17 protein-coding genes are annotated in these 16633 nt (G+C 58.1%); 3 read left to right on the forward strand and 14 right to left on the reverse strand.

What is annotated here, in order from left to right:
* Window positions 1-105: 105 nt before the first annotated feature.
* Window positions 106-1608, forward strand: a complete 1503-nt coding sequence (locus G518_RS0105685) for an FAD-linked oxidase C-terminal domain-containing protein (protein WP_028601706.1) — start codon at window positions 106-108, stop codon at window positions 1606-1608.
* 113 nt (window positions 1609-1721) lie between these two features.
* Here the strand turns inward: G518_RS0105685 and G518_RS0105690 are convergent, their stop codons facing one another.
* A complete protein-coding gene (locus G518_RS0105690; protein WP_245597904.1) occupies window positions 1722-2204 on the reverse strand; it encodes a DUF805 domain-containing protein in 483 nt (160 codons plus the stop codon).
* Between the two features lie 69 nt (window positions 2205-2273).
* Here G518_RS0105690 and G518_RS34025 point away from each other — a divergent pair, with 69 nt between their 5' ends.
* The gene (locus G518_RS34025) at window positions 2274-2657 is read left to right on the forward strand and encodes a hypothetical protein (RefSeq protein WP_051236075.1); all 384 of its coding nucleotides are present in this window, start codon (window positions 2274-2276) and stop codon (window positions 2655-2657) included.
* A 109-nt stretch (window positions 2658-2766) separates the two neighbouring features.
* Window positions 2767-4110: a tRNA (N6-isopentenyl adenosine(37)-C2)-methylthiotransferase MiaB gene (gene miaB, locus G518_RS0105700; RefSeq protein ID WP_028601708.1), complete on the forward strand. Its 1344-nt coding sequence runs from the start codon at window positions 2767-2769 to the stop codon at window positions 4108-4110.
* Between the two features lie 262 nt (window positions 4111-4372).
* Here miaB and G518_RS0105705 read toward each other — a convergent pair whose 3' ends face one another.
* From G518_RS0105705 to G518_RS0105765, 13 genes are all read right to left on the reverse strand, one after another.
* Complete coding sequence (locus tag G518_RS0105705; protein WP_051236077.1) at window positions 4373-4927, reverse strand: C40 family peptidase; 555 nt, start codon at window positions 4925-4927, stop codon at window positions 4373-4375.
* A gap of 55 nt (window positions 4928-4982) precedes the next feature.
* Complete coding sequence (locus G518_RS0105710; protein ID WP_028601710.1) at window positions 4983-6089, reverse strand: MBL fold metallo-hydrolase; 1107 nt, start codon at window positions 6087-6089, stop codon at window positions 4983-4985.
* A gap of 88 nt (window positions 6090-6177) precedes the next feature.
* Complete coding sequence (locus G518_RS34030) at window positions 6178-7128, reverse strand: SAM-dependent methyltransferase (protein ID WP_051236079.1); 951 nt, start codon at window positions 7126-7128, stop codon at window positions 6178-6180.
* A gap of 335 nt (window positions 7129-7463) precedes the next feature.
* Window positions 7464-9197, reverse strand: a complete 1734-nt coding sequence (soxB, locus tag G518_RS0105720; RefSeq protein ID WP_028601711.1) for a thiosulfohydrolase SoxB — start codon at window positions 9195-9197, stop codon at window positions 7464-7466.
* Between the two features lie 158 nt (window positions 9198-9355).
* A complete protein-coding gene (gene soxX / locus G518_RS0105725) occupies window positions 9356-10018 on the reverse strand; it encodes a sulfur oxidation c-type cytochrome SoxX (protein ID WP_028601712.1) in 663 nt (220 codons plus the stop codon).
* 15 nt (window positions 10019-10033) lie between these two features.
* The gene (gene soxA, locus G518_RS0105730) at window positions 10034-10843 is read right to left on the reverse strand and encodes a sulfur oxidation c-type cytochrome SoxA (RefSeq protein ID WP_028601713.1); all 810 of its coding nucleotides are present in this window, start codon (window positions 10841-10843) and stop codon (window positions 10034-10036) included.
* Window positions 10844-10936: 93 nt separating this feature from the next.
* Window positions 10937-11248 carry a thiosulfate oxidation carrier complex protein SoxZ gene (soxZ, locus tag G518_RS0105735; protein ID WP_028601714.1) on the reverse strand — a complete coding sequence of 104 codons (312 nt, stop codon included), beginning with the start codon at window positions 11246-11248 and terminating at the stop codon, window positions 10937-10939.
* A 160-nt stretch (window positions 11249-11408) separates the two neighbouring features.
* Complete coding sequence (gene soxY, locus G518_RS0105740) at window positions 11409-11864, reverse strand: thiosulfate oxidation carrier protein SoxY (protein ID WP_028601715.1); 456 nt, start codon at window positions 11862-11864, stop codon at window positions 11409-11411.
* A gap of 121 nt (window positions 11865-11985) precedes the next feature.
* Complete coding sequence (locus G518_RS0105745; RefSeq protein WP_028601716.1) at window positions 11986-13074, reverse strand: c-type cytochrome; 1089 nt, start codon at window positions 13072-13074, stop codon at window positions 11986-11988.
* Window positions 13058-14443, reverse strand: a complete 1386-nt coding sequence (gene soxC, locus G518_RS0105750; protein WP_036593619.1) for a sulfite dehydrogenase — start codon at window positions 14441-14443, stop codon at window positions 13058-13060. The genes G518_RS0105745 and soxC overlap by 17 nt, the downstream gene beginning before the upstream one ends.
* Before the next feature lie 216 nt (window positions 14444-14659).
* The gene (locus G518_RS0105755; protein ID WP_028601718.1) at window positions 14660-14986 is read right to left on the reverse strand and encodes a hypothetical protein; all 327 of its coding nucleotides are present in this window, start codon (window positions 14984-14986) and stop codon (window positions 14660-14662) included.
* Window positions 14987-15197: 211 nt separating this feature from the next.
* Entirely contained in the window at window positions 15198-15668 is a 471-nt protein-coding gene (locus G518_RS0105760) for a thioredoxin domain-containing protein (protein WP_028601719.1), read from the reverse strand.
* Window positions 15665-16582 carry an MBL fold metallo-hydrolase gene (locus G518_RS0105765; RefSeq protein WP_036593621.1) on the reverse strand — a complete coding sequence of 306 codons (918 nt, stop codon included), beginning with the start codon at window positions 16580-16582 and terminating at the stop codon, window positions 15665-15667. Before G518_RS0105765 ends, G518_RS0105760 begins: the two co-directional genes overlap by 4 nt.
* Between the last annotated feature and the right edge of the window lie 51 nt (window positions 16583-16633).

Genomic DNA, 16633 nt, shown 5'->3' on the forward strand with positions numbered 1-16633 from the left:
CATCCACCGCCCCGCAGGCATGAGTATCTACACAGCACGCTCCCCGTCATCCCCCAGATGAAGGACCGCTGTAGGGATTGATGCAAAATGCGATGAACATCTGATATGACTGAAACTGAATCTGCCGTCTCGCCTTCTGCGCCCTCGAAGCAGGAGCTTCAAGCACTCGTCATTCCTGCGCTGAAAGCGGTTCTGCCTGCTCATGCGCTGCTCTGGACTGTGGAGCAAACCACGCCTTATGAATGCGATGGTCTCACTGCTTATCGCCAGCGGCCTCTTGCGGTCGCTTTGCCAGAGACCTATGAGCAGATTCAGCTGGTGCTGAAGGCCTGCCATGCGCTGGGCGTGCCGGTGGTGGCGCGTGGCGCGGGAACGGGGCTTTCGGGTGGCGCCATGCCGCACGCGGGTGGTGTCACGCTTTCATTGGCGAAATTCAACAAGATTCTCAAGATCGATCCGCTCGCGCGCACGGCCCTTGTGCAATGCGGTGTGCGGAATCTGGCGATCAGCGATGCGGTCGCCGAGCATGGCCTGTACTACGCCCCCGATCCCAGCAGCCAGATTGCCTGCACCATTGGCGGCAATGTGGCGGAAAACTCCGGTGGCGTGCATTGCCTGAAGTACGGCCTTACTTTACACAATGTGCTGAAGGTGAAGGGCTTTACCGTAGAAGGTGAGCCGGTAGAGTTCGGTGGGCAGGCGCTGGATGCGCCGGGCTATGACCTGCTGGCTGTTGCAGTAGGTAGCGAAGGCATGCTGGCCATCACGACAGAGGTCACCGTCAAGCTCACTCCCAAGCCGCGAAAGGCCGTGTGCATCATGGCAAGCTTCGCGGATGTGCGGCATGCTGGGGAAGCGGTGGCTGCCATCATCGCCAGCGGCATCATCCCTGCAGGGTTGGAGATGATGGACAAGCCCATGACCGCCGCCGTAGAAGATTTTGTGCACGCAGGCTACGATCTTGATGCCGCTGCCATCTTGCTGTGTGAAAGTGACGGTACCTCGCTTGAAGTGGCGGAAGAAGTGGCCCGCATGGAACAGGTGCTGCGCGAGAACGGCGCCACGCGCCTTTCCGTGTGCGCCGATGAAGCTGAACGCCTTCGGTTCTGGAGTGGCCGCAAGAATGCCTTTCCCGCCTCAGGGCGCATCAGCCCTGATTACATGTGCATGGACTCCACCATTCCGCGCAAGCGCCTGGCCGACATCCTGCTGGCGATTCAGGAAATGGAAAAGAAATACAGCCTGCGTTGCTGCAATGTTTTCCACGCAGGCGACGGAAATCTGCACCCGCTGATCTTGTTCGATGCCAACGATCCGGATCAATTGCACCGCGCAGAATTGTTTGGCGCAGACATTCTGGAAACCAGCGTCGCAATGGGCGGCACGGTCACCGGCGAGCACGGCGTGGGCGTGGAAAAACTCAATTCGATGTGTGTGCAGTTCTCTGCTGAAGAGAATGAGCAGATGCTGGGCGTCAAACGCGCGTTCGACCCGCTAGGCCTGCTCAACCCCGGCAAGGTCATCCCGACGCTGCAGCGCTGCGCCGAATATGGCCGCATGGTGATTCGCGGCGGAGCGCTGCCGCACCCCGAGCTGGAGCGATTCTAGGCATCGTTCTCTCGACGGCCCCCTCGAAGCTAGCTCGCAAATCAAACGGGTTTCGGTCGCAACCCCGCCAGCAGTGGGTCTTGACTACAACACGCGGGGCCGCATCTGCCGCGTCAGGCTGAAGGCGGTTCGCCGTATTCGTTGGCCTGAGCCTGAGTGGGCTGCACCATGAAGTAGATCAGTACGAAGTTAACCAGCGGAATAATTCCGAGCAGGATCAGCCAACCCGTCTTGCCGGTGTCATGCAAGCGGCGCACGCCTGCCGAGAGCAGGGGAATCAGAAAGGCCAGCGCCACCAGGACATAGACGTATTCGTGGATAAGGCTCGCCACGACCGCCACGATGACGTACACCAGCGCGAACCACCAATATTCGGACCGGCTCGCGCGGCCGGTGAAATCGGCAAACTTGGCGAAACAGGTCTTGAAGGCCGTCATGAAATCCATATTGAACTCCTCGTGCAGATGTTGGTTCTCAGCAAACTCCCCCGGATAATCATAGAGGTAATCGGCATACCGCGTCCTGCAAAGTACGGCTCTGGAGGCTACAGAGCTTGAAATCACGCCGATATCCTCCACCGCGCCAACATGACGCAAGGCTTGGACTAAGCAAACAACTGACCACCAAGTACACTTGAGGGTTACCTCAGCCTCTGGACACATACCATGAACCGCTGGACGAAGTTCACCCAACTTTTCTCCTCTCTGCGCGTGCTCGCGCTCGCCGGCCTGATGTTTGGCCCTGCTGCTCAAGCGCAAATTCGCAATTTTCCTGACACCGTGCTGCGCGGCGAGATCGCCTTTGTCGCGCCACCTCAGATACTGCTGAACGGCCAAAGCGAATTTCTCGCGCCCGGCGTGCGGGTACGCACTCCACAGAACATGTTGGCCTTGACAGGCACCCTGGTAGGCCAGAATTTCCTGGTTAACTACCTGCGCGATCCTGCGGGCCTGATCCGCGAGATATGGATCTTGACGCCCGAAGAGGCCAACACTGGCCTCAATGGCAAGCCGCTCCCAATGGGCGAGCCGTTCTTCCTGGGCGGTTAGAACTTGTTTCTGAACAGGTTCTAAGAACACCCCGGCTGCCTACCTCAAGAGCGGCCAAATGATCCTGCGGGCGCACGGCCTGCACCCCTTTTTGATTCCGGAGCTCCCCATGTCGCGCAAAGTCTTCATCAAAACGTTTGGCTGCCAAATGAACGAGTACGACTCGGACAAAATGGCCGATGTCATGGCGGCTGCGCAAGGTTACGAGCCCACACAGGATGTTGAAGAGGCAGACCTGATTCTGTTCAATACCTGTTCGGTTCGTGAGAAAGCCCAGGAAAAGGTGTTCAGCGATCTGGGGCGCATCAAGCATCTGAAGAAAAAGGGCGTGCTGATTGGTGTGGGAGGCTGCGTGGCGAGTCAGGAAGGGGCTGAAATCATCAAGCGGGCGCCCTATGTGGACGTGGTGTTTGGCCCGCAAACCTTGCACAGGCTGCCGGAACTGCTGGCCGAGCGCCACCGCCTGGATTCCCCGCAAGTGGACATCCGCTTTCCTGAGATCGAAAAATTCGACCACTTGCCTCCGGCGCGAGTCGATGGCGCCACCGCCTTCGTTTCGATCATGGAAGGCTGCTCCAAATATTGCAGCTATTGCGTGGTGCCCTATACGCGCGGCGAGGAATTCAGCCGTCCGTTCGAAGATGTGCTGGTTGAAATCGCCGGCCTGGCCGATCAGGGCGTGAAGGAAGTGAACCTGCTGGGCCAAAATGTGAACGCCTACCGCGGCAAGATGGGCGACACGGCAGACATTGCTGATTTCGCGCTATTGCTCGAATACGTGGCCGAAATTCCCGGCATCGAGCGCATTCGCTACACCACGAGCCACCCGAACGAATTCACACCGCGCCTGATTGAAGCGTACGACCGCGTACCCCAGTTGGTAAGCCACCTGCACTTGCCGGTGCAACACGGCAGCGACCGCATCCTGATGGCCATGAAGCGCGGTTATACCGCCATGGAGTACAAGAGCATCATCCGGAAACTGAAGGCTGTGCGCCCGGGTATTTCGCTCAGCAGTGACTTCATTGTGGGGTTTCCGGGTGAGACGGAAGATGATTTTTCAAAGCTGATGAAGTTGATTGATGACGTTGGCTTCGACGCCAGCTTCAGCTTCATCTTCAGCCCCCGGCCAGGCACCCCCGCAGCCAACCTGGCCGACGATACTCCGCACGAAGTGAAGCTTAAAAGACTGCAACATTTGCAGGCGACGGTGGAGCAGAACGTCAGGGCCATCAGCGCCAGCCTTGTGGGCGCCCGCCAGCGCATTCTGGTCGAAGGGCCTGCGCGCAAGAATCCGGAAGAATTAGTAGGCCGCACGGAGTGCAACCGCATTGTCAGTTTCGAGGGTGGACCTGACGCTAAGCAGCTCGTGGGTCAGTTGATCGATGTCGAGATTACCCAAGCGCTTTCGCATGCGCTTCGCGGCGCGCTGCCTGTACATGAGACTGTCTAAGGCCGTGTCCTAGGAAATCGGGTCGCCATTTTCCGCGCTCTCGATATGCAAATACAAACTAGACACTAACTGCCAAAAATATAAACCGTTCACGCTGAGGTCGAAACGCTGCGCAAGGTTTCGACAAGCTCAACCCGAACGGTATTTTTTTTCCGCGCCACTCACTGCTTGACCGAAACCATAGAACCTGGCCCGAACGGGGTTTATCCATTAAACGCAACTCGGTATAAGCCCTTCAGCGATCACACGGCTTAGCGCGCGCTCAACCGCCGCTTCCCGCTTGAGCGAAAACACTTCGCGCGCCTAGATACCGGGTAGCGAAGTAGCGGCTGGAAAGGCTGTCCTTGCGGACGGTGCCGCCGCTGGAGGGCGCGTGCACAAACTGCCCATTACCCACATAAATGCCCATGTGAGAAAAGGGCTGGCCGCTGGTATTGAAGAACACCAGGTCTCCGCGCTGCATATTGGCTTCCGGTACCGGGGCACTGGCCGCCGCCCATTGGGCCGTGCTGCGAGGTAAGCGCGGGCTCCCGGCATCATTGAAAACGTACTGCACCAGTCCGCTGCAATCAAACCCGCCTTCAGGTGTATTACCGCCATACCGGTACGGCGTGTTCACCACCAGCATGGCGCGCGCTACGGCCGCTTCGCGCACCGAGGTATCCAGCGCCAAAGCGGAAGACGGCCTGGCCGTAGGAGGCGTTGATACCGAGGTCCGTGTTCGCTGAACCGGAGTGCTGCAGCCCGCCAAAAATGCGGTGGTGACGGCCAAGAACAGAACGTGTCGGCGATCAGAGAGGGTCGGCAACGTTTTCATAGCTAGCATTTTAGTAGCAAAAACTCATTAAAACGCGACCTCAACGAATCGATCGTCAGTCGATAATCTCCTTGATCTCTCCTTGCTTCAACAGCCAAACCCGCTCCACGGGCAGACGATGGCGATTGAGTGCTTGCAACAAATCCTTTGGCGGCTGATCAAAAGCTTCGTTCGAGATCTCGAACACCCCCCAATGAATGCCAAAAGCCTGCTTGGCCTCCAGTGCTTCAAGCAGATGCACGGCCTCTTCAGGATTGACGTGATGCCGACGCATGAAATCATTTGGCTCGTAGGCACCAATGGGCAAAGCCAGTAGATCTATCGGGCCACCCAGGCGGGCGCGCATGGCTCGATAGAGATCGGGGTTGTGCGCGGTATCTCCCGTGTGCACGAAGCGCCAAGGGGCCCTGCCGGGTGCTTGCCATTCCAGAGCCCAGCCACCCCATAGAGACTGATTGGTATCTGTGAGCGTGCGCTTACTCCAATGCTGCGCTGGCAGAAAGCGGATCACCAGAGGCCCTTCCACGCGGTGATCCCACCAATCGAGTTCTTCCACGTTTGAAATCCCGCGGGCATCAAACCAGGCCTTCAATCCCAAGGGCACCAGGAAGCGAGGCTTTTGCCCACTGGCCATCAAGCGGTCGATAGTGGCCGCATCGAGGTGGTCGTAATGATTGTGGGTGATCAGCACCAGATCAATGCGCGGCAAAGTCTCAGGCGCAATGGGCGCGGGCACCCGGCGCTGACTGGCCAGCCAGCTCAGCGGCCCGGCGAAATCGCTCAAGTGCGGATCGATCAGTACATTCTGGTTTCCCAGTTGCAGCAGCGTACTGGCATGGCCCAGCCACACCAGGCGCGGCGTATGGTTCACCGATGGCGTGGCGAGGGCTGACGAATCCAGAGGAACGCGCCAGCGCGCTGCAAAGGCCTCATAGCCACCTTCAGGCTCACGCGCAGGCGCGAAATCACCGCGAGAGCGCCGTTGAATGACCTCCCAAAAAGGCGTTTCGTAGTGCTCAACGCCGGGATTCACGAAACCGTTGGGTCCTCGGTGCGGCTTTGATGGATCGTAGTACGGGCTTTGCGTGCTGCAGGCGGACAGGAACATGCTCGCCACACCCACAAAGAACACGGCGCGCACCGCATGCCATACGGCCCTCATGCCTCAGCCTTACGTACGGCAATTGAGTGATCAGGAGGTTCAGGCAAAGTCCAGCCCGGGCAAACGAGCGAGGGCTTGAGGCGCTTTCTCATTCCGCCACGTCGATCGCTGGCGCATCACCTTTGCGTTCAGCGGTAAAGCGCTGCCGGCGCTGACCATCGAACACTTCGCCCTCGATCTTGCCGCCGTTGACTCGGCCATTGAAGGTGCGCGGCACGCCATCGGTACCAGTGAACGCGAAACGCACCATATCGCCGATCACTCTCGCATCACGCAGAGAAGTTTGAATTTCGCCCAGTTGCACACGCCCCTCAGGCACCTGGAAACGTTGCCGCGTGACCTCAAAAGGTACGTTCACGTTGCCAGCCCCTTGCGGATAGCTCAGTTGCCAGGTCCCACCGACATTGGCTGGCACGAGCCAGAGGTAGGCAGTCGAGCCACCTGACTGAGAGGTTTCGTCTGCGGTCCAACCACCCATATCAAACGCATGTGTCACCAGGCGCGTGCCGGGCTTTAGCTTCATGAGCGTCGGGCGCAGCCTCAGGTTCAGCATGGGCAACAGGTACATGGTGATCACGTCGGCTTTCGAGAAGTCGGACTGGAAGATGTCTGCCTTTTCGAATGACGCGCGATCAGAAACGCCAGCGGTCCGGGCTCGCTGCTGCGCAAGAGCGACCATGTCCGGGTTGTACTCGATACCGAGGCCACGGGCTCCAAATTCTTTCGCGGCAGCGATCACGATTTTCCCGTCACCTGCTCCCAGGTCGATGACATAGTCGCTGCTCTTCACACCACCCAATTGCAGCATCCGGGTAACCAGCGTGTCAGGCGTAGGCACCCAGACCACATCTTTTCCAGCCTGCCCTGAGTGCGGCTGGAACACCGGTGTTTCCTTCTGAGCCCGTGCAGGCCCTGCCCCCAGCAAACTGGCGGTTAAAGCGGCTCCTCCGATCGCCAGCATGCGGCGGCGTGATTGATCGGCAGGGGTCAACTCAGTTCTGGCGAACAAGGAGTTTGAGGATTCGGCGGGATGATTCATCTCGGTTCTTTCCTTTGCGAGCTACGTGAATGGATTTGCATCGCGTTCGAATGCCTCGAACACTACAAAAAATCGACGAGTCGTCGCTGAGCACCTTTGGACGATGCCAGGCGACACCAACATATTACTTGCAGAGGGTGCTTGAGAACCGGTAAGGTGCCTTAACTCCCCTTTGCGCACGGGGAATGACACGCAACCGTCTTCGTCCGGCAGGAAGGCAACCGGGTCCCGCGATCACGCTTGGCAGCCTGTTCAAAGGCTCATCGCGACGTTGATGGATGCAGATGGTGAGGCGCCAAACCGCAGAGATTCAGCGCGCCTCAAAAACTAACGACTCAGCTCGCGTACCCAGGATTGGGCAGCCCGCTCGTGATCTTGGGAGAGTTGAGCTGGCGTGGCGCGATTTTTCCAGCGCTGCTCTTGAGCCACTGCTCCACCAACTCCCACACCATCTTGTTGCCCGCCTTGGAGGCCTCTTCAGCCACCGGCGCCCAGCCAGCAACCTTATAGGTCTTGTTGGCATCGATGAGCTGGCCCTTCAAACGCATCTCGCTGATACGCTGGCCCATGCCGGCCTGGGGATCGCATGCATAGCTCAGGCCGCCCACGCGCACCATGTCACCGCCCTGCTGGTAATACGGGTCAGGGTTGAAAAGATTGTCGGCCACATCTTCCAATATGGTCTTGATCATGTCGCCCTTCATCTCGGTGAGCGTGGCGTAGCTGTACGTGGTGGCGGTCATGTCCATGAGCCACTCGCGCGTAATGGGCTGACCGGGCAGCAAAGTCGTGCCCCAGCGGAAACCGGGGGAGAAAGCTATTTCAGCGCCTTGTACGTCCATCAGAGCATCTACCAACAGCTGATCACCTGTGCCGTTGAAATTGCCCCGGCGATACAGCAGCCCCTCAGTCACGGCCAATGTCTCGTTCAGTTTGGCCTCGTGCGGCGCTCTGATGCGCGTGATGAGTTCATTCATCTTCGCATCAGCGGGCAACATATTGGCAAATACAGGCAGCAGCTTGTAACGGTACCCGGTGACCTTCTTGTCTTTGACTTCGAGATCAAGAACCCCGAGAAACTTGCCGTTAGAGCCGGCGTTGGTCACGATGGTCTGGCCGCTCTTGTTGCTAACGATGCTGGCCACCGGCATGCCATCATGCGTGTGGCCGCCCAGGATGGCGTCAATGCCAGATACGCGGCTGGCCATTTTCAGATCGACATCCATGCCGTTGTGACTGAGCACGACGACGGCTTGGGCGCCCTTGGCCTTGACCTCATCGACCATCTTCTGCATGTTCTGGTCCTGGATGCCGAACTCCCAATCGGCCACCAGGTAGCGGGGGTTGGCGATGGGCGTATAGGGGAACGCCTGGCCGATAATGGCCACCGCCACCCCGTTGATCTCCTTGATCACATAGGGCGCAAAAACCGGGTCGCCAAAGTCGGCCGTTTTGATGTTCTGCGCGACGAAATCGACCTTGCCCGCAAAATCATTCTTGATAATTTCCTGCACGCGCTCCATACCGAGAGTGAACTCCCAGTGGCCGGTCATCACGTCCACGCCCAGCAGTTTGCAGGCATCGACCATGTCCTGGCCCTTGGTCCACAGCGAAGTCGCGCTGCCTTGCCAGGTATCTCCGCCATCAAGCAGCAAGGCACCAGGCCGGCTGGCCTTCAAACGTTTCACCAAGGTGGCCAGGTGCGCAAACCCGCCCACCTTGCCGTAGCGCTTGGCGGCTTGCTCGAAATCCAGATAGGTCAGGGCATGAGCCTGGGCCGTGCCCGGCCTCAGGCCAGCCGCTTTAAGCAGATGATCCCCCACCAAGTGCGGGAGTTTCCCCCGCATGTCGCCCAACCCCAGGTTGATACTGGGCTCACGGAAGTAAATAGGCTTGAGCTGCGCATGGCAATCCGTCATGTGCAGCAGGGACACATTGCCGTACTTCGGAACGTCGTAGAGTCCCTCAGCCGCTGTTTGAGCGCTGGCATTCTGATAGTGCCCCAGGCTCATGCCGGCAGCGCTGGCAGCGCCCAGAACCTGAAAAAATTCGCGTTTGGTGAGATTCATGGATAAGGGATCACTGAACTATCAGAAGGCAACATCACCCAAAGCTTGGCCACTCAAGCCGAGCCGGTCCGACAAGCACTCTCTTTTTGCAATGTCTCAGCAAGAAACCCGGGTAGTACCGGGTTTCTTGTCTGAGTCACTGGATCACTATTGATTGATCACTGGTTTACTGGAGACTTGGGGTCAAGCAGCAAGGCGACGATATGACGCACTTGTTCTTCGTTCAAGATTCCCATGTGTCCTGCACGCGGCATGTTGGAACAGGCGTTATAGGCCTTGCTGTTCCAGATCTTGCCCCAGGTGTATTCGACCATGGCTTTGGATTCGGGGCTTGAAGGATCTTTCACGCCGCGGATCTTGCCGAAGTTGTACAGGCTCGGGCCAATAGTGCCGAAGGAAATCTCTGCCTTGTCAATCTGGTGGCAGTTGTAGCAATTGCCGCCATTGACTGTCTTGGCATCGTCGGTATAGGTCATTCCGCGGCCGCTTTGAGCGATCTTCTCACCCTCCTTCCAGTCGCCAAGGAATTTACCGTTTGCGGGCCATTTGATGGTCTTGAGATTGGCAGCTTCAATAGCCTTGGTGGCCTCGGCACTCAGCGGCTTACCCGTGACATCCGCCGCATCGCAAGCGGTCAGAGTCTCGTCGTTGGCAAGCGCAGTCGAAACCTTGACGATGCCCTGGTCACGAAACGATGAGCTGACAACTTCCGCTGTGAGCTTATCCAGTTCGGCAGAACTCATCCGGGACGTCGTGGCACAACCGACCACCAACGCACCGGCACCAAGCAATGACAGTGTCTTTGCGAGCTTATTTTTCATGATGCGCGGCTCCTTCTAGCGCTTGATGGCCGGCACGATGGACTTGGCACCCTGAGCATTGACGCCCAGATACACGCCCAGCGCAATGGTGGCATCGCTGCCGAACTTAGGATAGGGGAAGCGCTGCTGACGATAGCAATCGTTCAGGCGCTGCTGCATACCCCACATCTGGCCGTTTGAAACCCGATACGCAGGCCAGGCAGCAAAGCCCACACCGTCGCCCGGATTGCTCGTCAAGCGGGGGAGATCCTGCAAGCGGATGCGCTTGCCTTCCTCGCCGTGGCAAGACGCGCAGGCGAAATCATGGGCGCCGCCACGCTTGAAGAAAAGGCGTTTGCCCACTTCGTAGAACGCTTGCTCCTGAGAATGGGACTGCGGCAAATTAAAGCGCATGCCCTTGGACTCGGCCGCAATCCAGGTGGCCAGTGCGGTCACGTTGTTTTGCTCGCCCCTTCCGAATGGGGTTTCGGCAATTTCCTTGGCGTTCAGGCCCTGCAGTGTTTCCATGCAAGTGACCACGCGAGATTCCAAATCTTGAACGCGGTTGGTATCTGCAAAGAAACGCGGCAACTCCACAAACGCACCCTTGACCACGCCCGGGCCTTTACCCAGGTCACAGCGCTCAAGCGACACATTCTTAGGTCCGCGCTTGGTCTTCCATAAATCTTCCCCCTTGGCTTCGAATAGCTCCGCTGGGTTGCCGTCTTGCAGCATTTCGCGGTATTCCTCGATTGATTGGGTGGACGTCTTCTGCGCCATGACCACACCCGAGCCCGCCAGCAGCAGCCCTGCGGCAACTGCCAATGCGTATTCCCTCTTTTTCATCGTGTTTGTCTCCGTACAAAGGCGAAACAAGAAAGGCGGACCAGGAACATGTTCTTAGAACGTGTTCAAAAGCTCCGCCTTGTTCTCAGCGCATTACGAAACCGTAGCTTCGTCGGTGCGCGTATCTCCTTTGTTGTCTTTCCATGTCACGCCGATCTTGTCGCCCGCCTTGGCGCCCTTGACGGTGAACTGCAAGAACGGATTCTTGGAGACCGCGGCACCCCACTCACAAGAGAACACTTGCTTGCCATTGAGCGAAGCAGTGATGTCCTGAATATGCCAAGCGGGTACCAACTTGCCGGACGCATCCTTGCGCTGCCCGGACTCCATCTCGTGACTCATGAGCACGCGGACCGTGGCCTTGTCGCCAGCCGCCTGTGCGCGAATTCGCATCGGATCTGCCATTGTTCTTACTCCTAATTCAATGTTTCTAAAGCCAAAAACCACTCATCCCGACTGCCCCCTGTATTCCTAGCAAGGGCACCCGCGGAGCTGGCTTCGCCAGTCCGCTGGGTGCGCCCCCTAGAGGGGGAGGCGCCGAAGGCGCTTCGGGGGTGGGTCATGTTCAGCCGCCACAGCCCCCGAGGGTGACTTTGACTTCCTTCTTGGCGTAATGCGCTTTGCCATCAGCCGTGATGGCCACTGCGTACACATCGGACGATTGCCCCATTTTTGAACGCGTGGAAAAGCTGGCGTCCACTTCAGGGGTGACATTGAACACAGCCACCAGTGCGTTGGGGTTTTTCTCAACCAACAAAACCAGTTGCTTGACGTTCGCCAGTGAGCTGGCTACTGCGAGAGGCACCACTGCACCGTTTTCAGCGATGTCTGGCGCAGTCAGCGTGACATCTTTGCTTTCGGTAGGGGCGCCTGAACCCAGGGCCTTGAGCGCATCGTTCAATGATTTCGCATCAAACGCACCTTTATTGAAGGCAAGCGCTTGTTGTGGCAGCAGGCCGGCGGTGGCCAACAGGCCTGCCACTGCGGCACTGTGCTTGAGGGTTTGCCTGCGTGTCTGCATGGGCGTATTTCTCCTTGAAAGTAAGTAAATCCTAGAGGCTGGTGACCACTCTCGCGAGAGGGCAATCCCCAACTTGGCGCATTGTGCCCGTAACCCCATGGGGTGTGAACGGGCTCACGATCTAAGGTGCCGCGCCAGCGGCCAGCCAGTTGGCCAGCACGTTCACGTCGGCATCAGGCAAGTTCTGGGCGGGCATAGGGATTTCGCCCCATACACCCGCTCCGCCTGCTCGAATTTTTCCGGCCAGGTATTCAGTTTTGCCAGCGTGTTTCTTTGCAATGTCCGCAAAGCTCGGGCCCACAAGCTTGGCGCTCTGAGCATGGCAAGCGGTACACGAGTGCTTTTGCGCCAGCGCCACCGCCGTTCCGCCTGCAGCAGGCTTGGCCGCGCTTGGTGCCGCCATAGGCGCAGCAGCATCTCCTAGCTTGCCTTCGGGCTTGGTGGTATCTACGCCTCGTTGTGGCCCTACGCTACGGTTTTGATCACGCAAATTGCCATGCGCATCACGCGCGAAGGCAGGCAGTTGCGAAGTCAGCTTGGGCTCGGCTACGCAGTCCTTCATGCAGGCCACATTGCTTGTGTCGGCTTTGGCAAGGCCACCCAATTCACGGCTCGGCCACAGAGCATGTTTGGTGGTGACGCCGTTGCGGTTAGGCATGCGCTTTTGCACCTCTGCGATGTTCTTATCGGAGAGCGTGAAATCCTGAGGAACGACATCTGCAAGATTCAGCATGAAGGCCGTGACCGCGTAAACCTCATCGGGTTTAAGCGACTTGGGCTCGTTCCATGGCATGGCCCGGTTGATGTAATCCCACAGCGTGGAGATGGTGGCCACCTTCATGATGGTGGTGCGCCCCGGGTAATCCTCGCGCATCAAAGTAGCCACGCGGCCGGTTTCAATATCTTTCTTGGTGGTGCCGCCAATGATGGGATTGAACACGGAGTTGGATTCGCCGAACACACCATGGCAGCTGGCGCACTTGGCCTCCCAGATGTCCTGGCCCTTTTCGACGGTTCCGGAGCCTGGGGGCAAGCCCTTGAAATCCGGACGCACATCTATATCCCACGCGGCAACTTCCTTGGGTGTGGCCGCACGGCCAATACCGGGAAAACGCTCCTGGGCAAGTGCTTGCCCTCCCACCAAAGCGGCTAGCGAAAGCAGCAACCCGGCACGCAAGCGGCGAACGGAAAACTCAGGAAAGCTGGACATTCTTGACCTCCCCGCTTTCCTGCACCATCCACGACTGGATAGCGTTGTTGTGATAGATCGAGCGCGTGCCGCGTGCCTGGCGCAGCTGGGAATAATTGGGTTGTACGTAGCCTGTGTCGTCCATGGCCCGGCTTTGCAAGATGGCTGGCTTGCCATCCCATATCCAATCCAGATTGAAACGCGTGAGGCATTTGTCGAGCACGGGAGTCTCCAGCCGGGCGCTGCGCCAATTACGTCCGCCATCAGCTGAAACGTCCACGCGTTTGACCTTGCCTCTACCGGACCAAGCCAGGCCAGTGATGTTGTAGAAGCCCTTATCGAGAAGCACTTGCCCGCCCGAAGGCGTCGTGATCACGCTCTTGCATTCCTGAATGCTGGTGTATTGGCGGTGCGTGCCATCAGGCATGAGGTCAATGTAGTGAACAGCCTCATCTTTGGCGGCCCAGGGCTGATCACCCACTTCCACACGTCTCAGGTACTTCACCCAGCTGACACCCTGCACACCTGGAACGACCAGGCGCAATGGGTAGCCGTTTTCAGGCCGGAGCATTTCCCCGTTCTGGCCATAGGCGACCAGCACCTGACCGGAGGTCACCAGGCTCATGGGAATGGTACGCGTCATGGAGGAGCCATCAGCACCTTCAGCCAGCACGAACTTGCCCGCCTTCATATCGGCGCCAGCCATCTCCAAAAGCGTGATCAACGGCACGCCTGTGAATTCACTACAGGAGAGCATGCCATGGGTGTACTGCGCCGTCGGCACAGCGACATTGCCCCATTCCATACCCGTATTCGCACCGCACTCGATAAAGTGAAAGCGCGAAACTGCAGGCAACCGCATCAGCTCATCCATGGTGAAGACCTTGGGCGTCTTGACCATGCCATTGAGCATGAAGCGGTGCTTGGATGGATCAATATCCCACCAGCCCTGGTGATGCCGCTCGAAGTGCAACCCGCTCGGCGTCACGATGCCGAACAAGGATTGCATGGGCGCGAACGAAACGGATGCTTGAGCGGTTTGCGTCAGGCCCGGACTTTGACGGCGCTGCACGTTACCCTCGTATTGCGAGGGTTTGCCGTACCCATCTGTGGCCACCGCCTGACCCAAACCCTTGGTATGGGCCGGCAGATTCAGGATGTTGGGATCGCCTCCATCGGCTCCCACCGGGTTAGCCTGCGCCTGCGCGGTTGAAGCGGCCCCGCCCACCATGGCGGCTGCAAAGGCGCTGCGAATAAAGTCACGCCGCCCCCGCTTGCCCTCGGACATGACGGTACTTATACCTGCGCGATCAAGAAAGCTCTCCGGCGCTTTGATCAGCCGGCCCTGCACTTGACTACCAGGGTCTGCTGGAACCTCAGATGAGATCATGGGATATGTTTATATTCGAATAAGCTTATATTAATATCCGAATATGAATGCCCAACCTCGGGTTTACCCCATGCTTACCAGGGCTTGAGCCTTGATCAGGCCGTTGAGCGCGTCCAGGCACGCTGGCGTCAAGCCTGAATTCCTGCGGTTTTTCCGAAGCTGAAAAGTGGTCAACTACCGTGTCTAGATTGCAACGCTTTCTTCGCGCAACCCCGGTTATTTGGTGAAGCGATAGTGATCGCGGTTCAGCACGGCCGCAATCGCAGTCACCTCTTCAGGAAACAGCGACAAATTGAGTTCGCTGCTGCATTTCTCTGCCATCGCCTGCAACGCAGCGGGCGTATTGACTCGACCCTTTGGCCTATAGATGGCCTTGCCGTCATCTGCCCACTTGAGGGCATGGCATTGGCTGCATTTGTGCTCCGCAATGAGCTTTTCCCCCAGCTTTAGATCGGAGCCTTTGAATATTTCTGGCACCTGCGCCTGGGCCATGCCGGAAACGCTTACGCAGGCTGACAAGATACTGAAGACTAAAGATCGCATGACGCCCTCCGATCTGGATGAAAAAAAGAAACCTGGAAGCCACCCGCCCAGGCGATCAACTGGTTAAAGCACGCCTAGGAGGCTGTCGGACTTGGAAATCGCCGGCTGCAAATGGGCCGCAGCGGTCCATTTTTCACGGTCTTTTTGACCCATAGCTAGGCTATGGGCCTGCAAATCCCGTGAAAACTGTCCTCGCTGGGGCCCATTTTCGCTATCGGCGCTCCAAGTCCGACAGCCTCCTAGCCTGAACCAGCCGCTCGTCAAGGTAAGCACCGTAGAAATCCGATGACCCGCCCGGTAACCGTTCGGCCACCTCCTTACCGGCAGCACCGAGAAACAAAACCGTGGGAGCGAGCTTCACGCCCCACTCACGCACCAAAGCGCCATGCGTGGTGGGCACACCCGCTGGTGTGCGCGTGACTCGACTGCTTTGCATATCGATCTGAACCACATGCAGGCCATCTTGCTCACGCATGGGAGCCAGGTAGTTTTCCCGCACCAGCATGCACCAAGGGCAGCCATGCAGGCTGATCATGACAAGAAGCGGCTGGCGAGCCATCAGTGCCCGCGCCAACTCATCAGGCAGAGAGTTCGAAAGAGGCAGTTGCTTGGGTGCAGCCTGTGCGGCGCCCACCAAGCCAAAGCTCCCTAGCCACTGCAAAAACTGCTTGCGACGGATCATTTCTCGTGTTCCATCAGCAGGTAGGTGTTGTAGGCGTTCATACGATTGGCCGCGCCAAACAAGGGCAGATGCTCGAACGCTGTCCAGTCGACGGCCTTATACGCTTCGTCGAACGGAGTCATGTCTTGGGCAGCCTCACCCATGACCTTGCGAAGGTATACGAGGTAATTGCGCGTCAACTCCATGTCTTGCCGAGCTTGAGTAGAAGCAGGGCCATGACCGGGAACGACCACCGCCGCGTCGAATTTGAGCAATTGACCTAACGCCGCGATCCAGTTGCGACTGTCAGCTTGCCCCACGAAGGGGATTCGACCACGAAACACCAGATCGCCCACATACAAGACCTTGGCCGCAGGCACAAAAAGCGCCAGATCTTCTGGCGTGTGAGCTGGTCCGACCGGCTGAATCAAAAATTTCGTGTCGCCCACCTGCAGTGGCCGGGATTCATCTATCCATTCAGTGGCCTCTATCAATTTCGTCTTCGCATCAACCCACGGAGCCAATTCTTCACGTGAAGCTTCAAGACGGAGGCGAGCTGTGTCTGAGTAGAGATATTCGCGCCCGGCTTTGTGAGCGATCACGCGTGCGCCCGCCGCCTGGAATACCTGCAAGCCGTAGACGTGATCCGCGTGGTAGTGCGTGACGACCACGTGCGTGACAGGCTTGGAGGTGATTTTCTTGATCTCGCCCAGGAGACGCTCTGCCAAGGCAGGCGAGCCCAGCGCATCGACCACGACCACCCCAGCGCTGGTGACGATGAAGCCGGCATTGGAAATGAAGTTCTGATTGGCCGGCGAGCCCAGCGCAGAGACTCCTTCGACGTACCAGCAGTTGGGTGCAACTTCCTTCGGCACCATGGCGATGGCCGAAGACTCAGACGCGGCCTCCGCATAGCGCATCCATGCGCTTCCCATGCCAGCAGTCAAAGCGGTGCACGCGCAACGTCTCAAAAGTTGACGTCGGTC

The sequence above is a fragment of the Ottowia thiooxydans DSM 14619 genome (assembly GCF_000422885.1).
Classification (GTDB): Bacteria; Pseudomonadota; Gammaproteobacteria; order Burkholderiales; family Burkholderiaceae_C; genus Ottowia; species Ottowia thiooxydans.

Excerpts from the sequence above, each read along its gene's own strand:
- G518_RS0105685 (WP_028601706.1), top strand. The coding sequence starts at position 106 with ATGACTGAAACTGAATCTGCCGTCTCGCCTTCTGCGCCCTCGAAGCAG.
- G518_RS34025 (WP_051236075.1), top strand. The coding sequence starts at position 2,274 with ATGAACCGCTGGACGAAGTTCACCCAACTTTTCTCCTCTCTGCGCGTG.
- miaB (WP_028601708.1), top strand. The coding sequence starts at position 2,767 with ATGTCGCGCAAAGTCTTCATCAAAACGTTTGGCTGCCAAATGAACGAG.
- G518_RS0105705 (WP_051236077.1), bottom strand. The coding sequence starts at position 4,927 with ATGAAAACGTTGCCGACCCTCTCTGATCGCCGACACGTTCTGTTCTTG.
- G518_RS0105710 (WP_028601710.1), bottom strand. The coding sequence starts at position 6,089 with ATGAGGGCCGTATGGCATGCGGTGCGCGCCGTGTTCTTTGTGGGTGTG.
- G518_RS34030 (WP_051236079.1), bottom strand. The coding sequence starts at position 7,128 with ATGAATCATCCCGCCGAATCCTCAAACTCCTTGTTCGCCAGAACTGAG.
- soxB (WP_028601711.1), bottom strand. The coding sequence starts at position 9,197 with ATGAATCTCACCAAACGCGAATTTTTTCAGGTTCTGGGCGCTGCCAGC.
- soxX (WP_028601712.1), bottom strand. The coding sequence starts at position 10,018 with ATGAAAAATAAGCTCGCAAAGACACTGTCATTGCTTGGTGCCGGTGCG.
- soxA (WP_028601713.1), bottom strand. The coding sequence starts at position 10,843 with ATGAAAAAGAGGGAATACGCATTGGCAGTTGCCGCAGGGCTGCTGCTG.
- soxZ (WP_028601714.1), bottom strand. The coding sequence starts at position 11,248 with ATGGCAGATCCGATGCGAATTCGCGCACAGGCGGCTGGCGACAAGGCC.
- soxY (WP_028601715.1), bottom strand. The coding sequence starts at position 11,864 with ATGCAGACACGCAGGCAAACCCTCAAGCACAGTGCCGCAGTGGCAGGC.
- G518_RS0105745 (WP_028601716.1), bottom strand. The coding sequence starts at position 13,074 with ATGTCCAGCTTTCCTGAGTTTTCCGTTCGCCGCTTGCGTGCCGGGTTG.
- soxC (WP_036593619.1), bottom strand. The coding sequence starts at position 14,443 with ATGATCTCATCTGAGGTTCCAGCAGACCCTGGTAGTCAAGTGCAGGGC.
- G518_RS0105755 (WP_028601718.1), bottom strand. The coding sequence starts at position 14,986 with ATGCGATCTTTAGTCTTCAGTATCTTGTCAGCCTGCGTAAGCGTTTCC.
- G518_RS0105760 (WP_028601719.1), bottom strand. The coding sequence starts at position 15,668 with ATGATCCGTCGCAAGCAGTTTTTGCAGTGGCTAGGGAGCTTTGGCTTG.
- G518_RS0105765 (WP_036593621.1), bottom strand. The coding sequence starts at position 16,582 with ATGGGAAGCGCATGGATGCGCTATGCGGAGGCCGCGTCTGAGTCTTCG.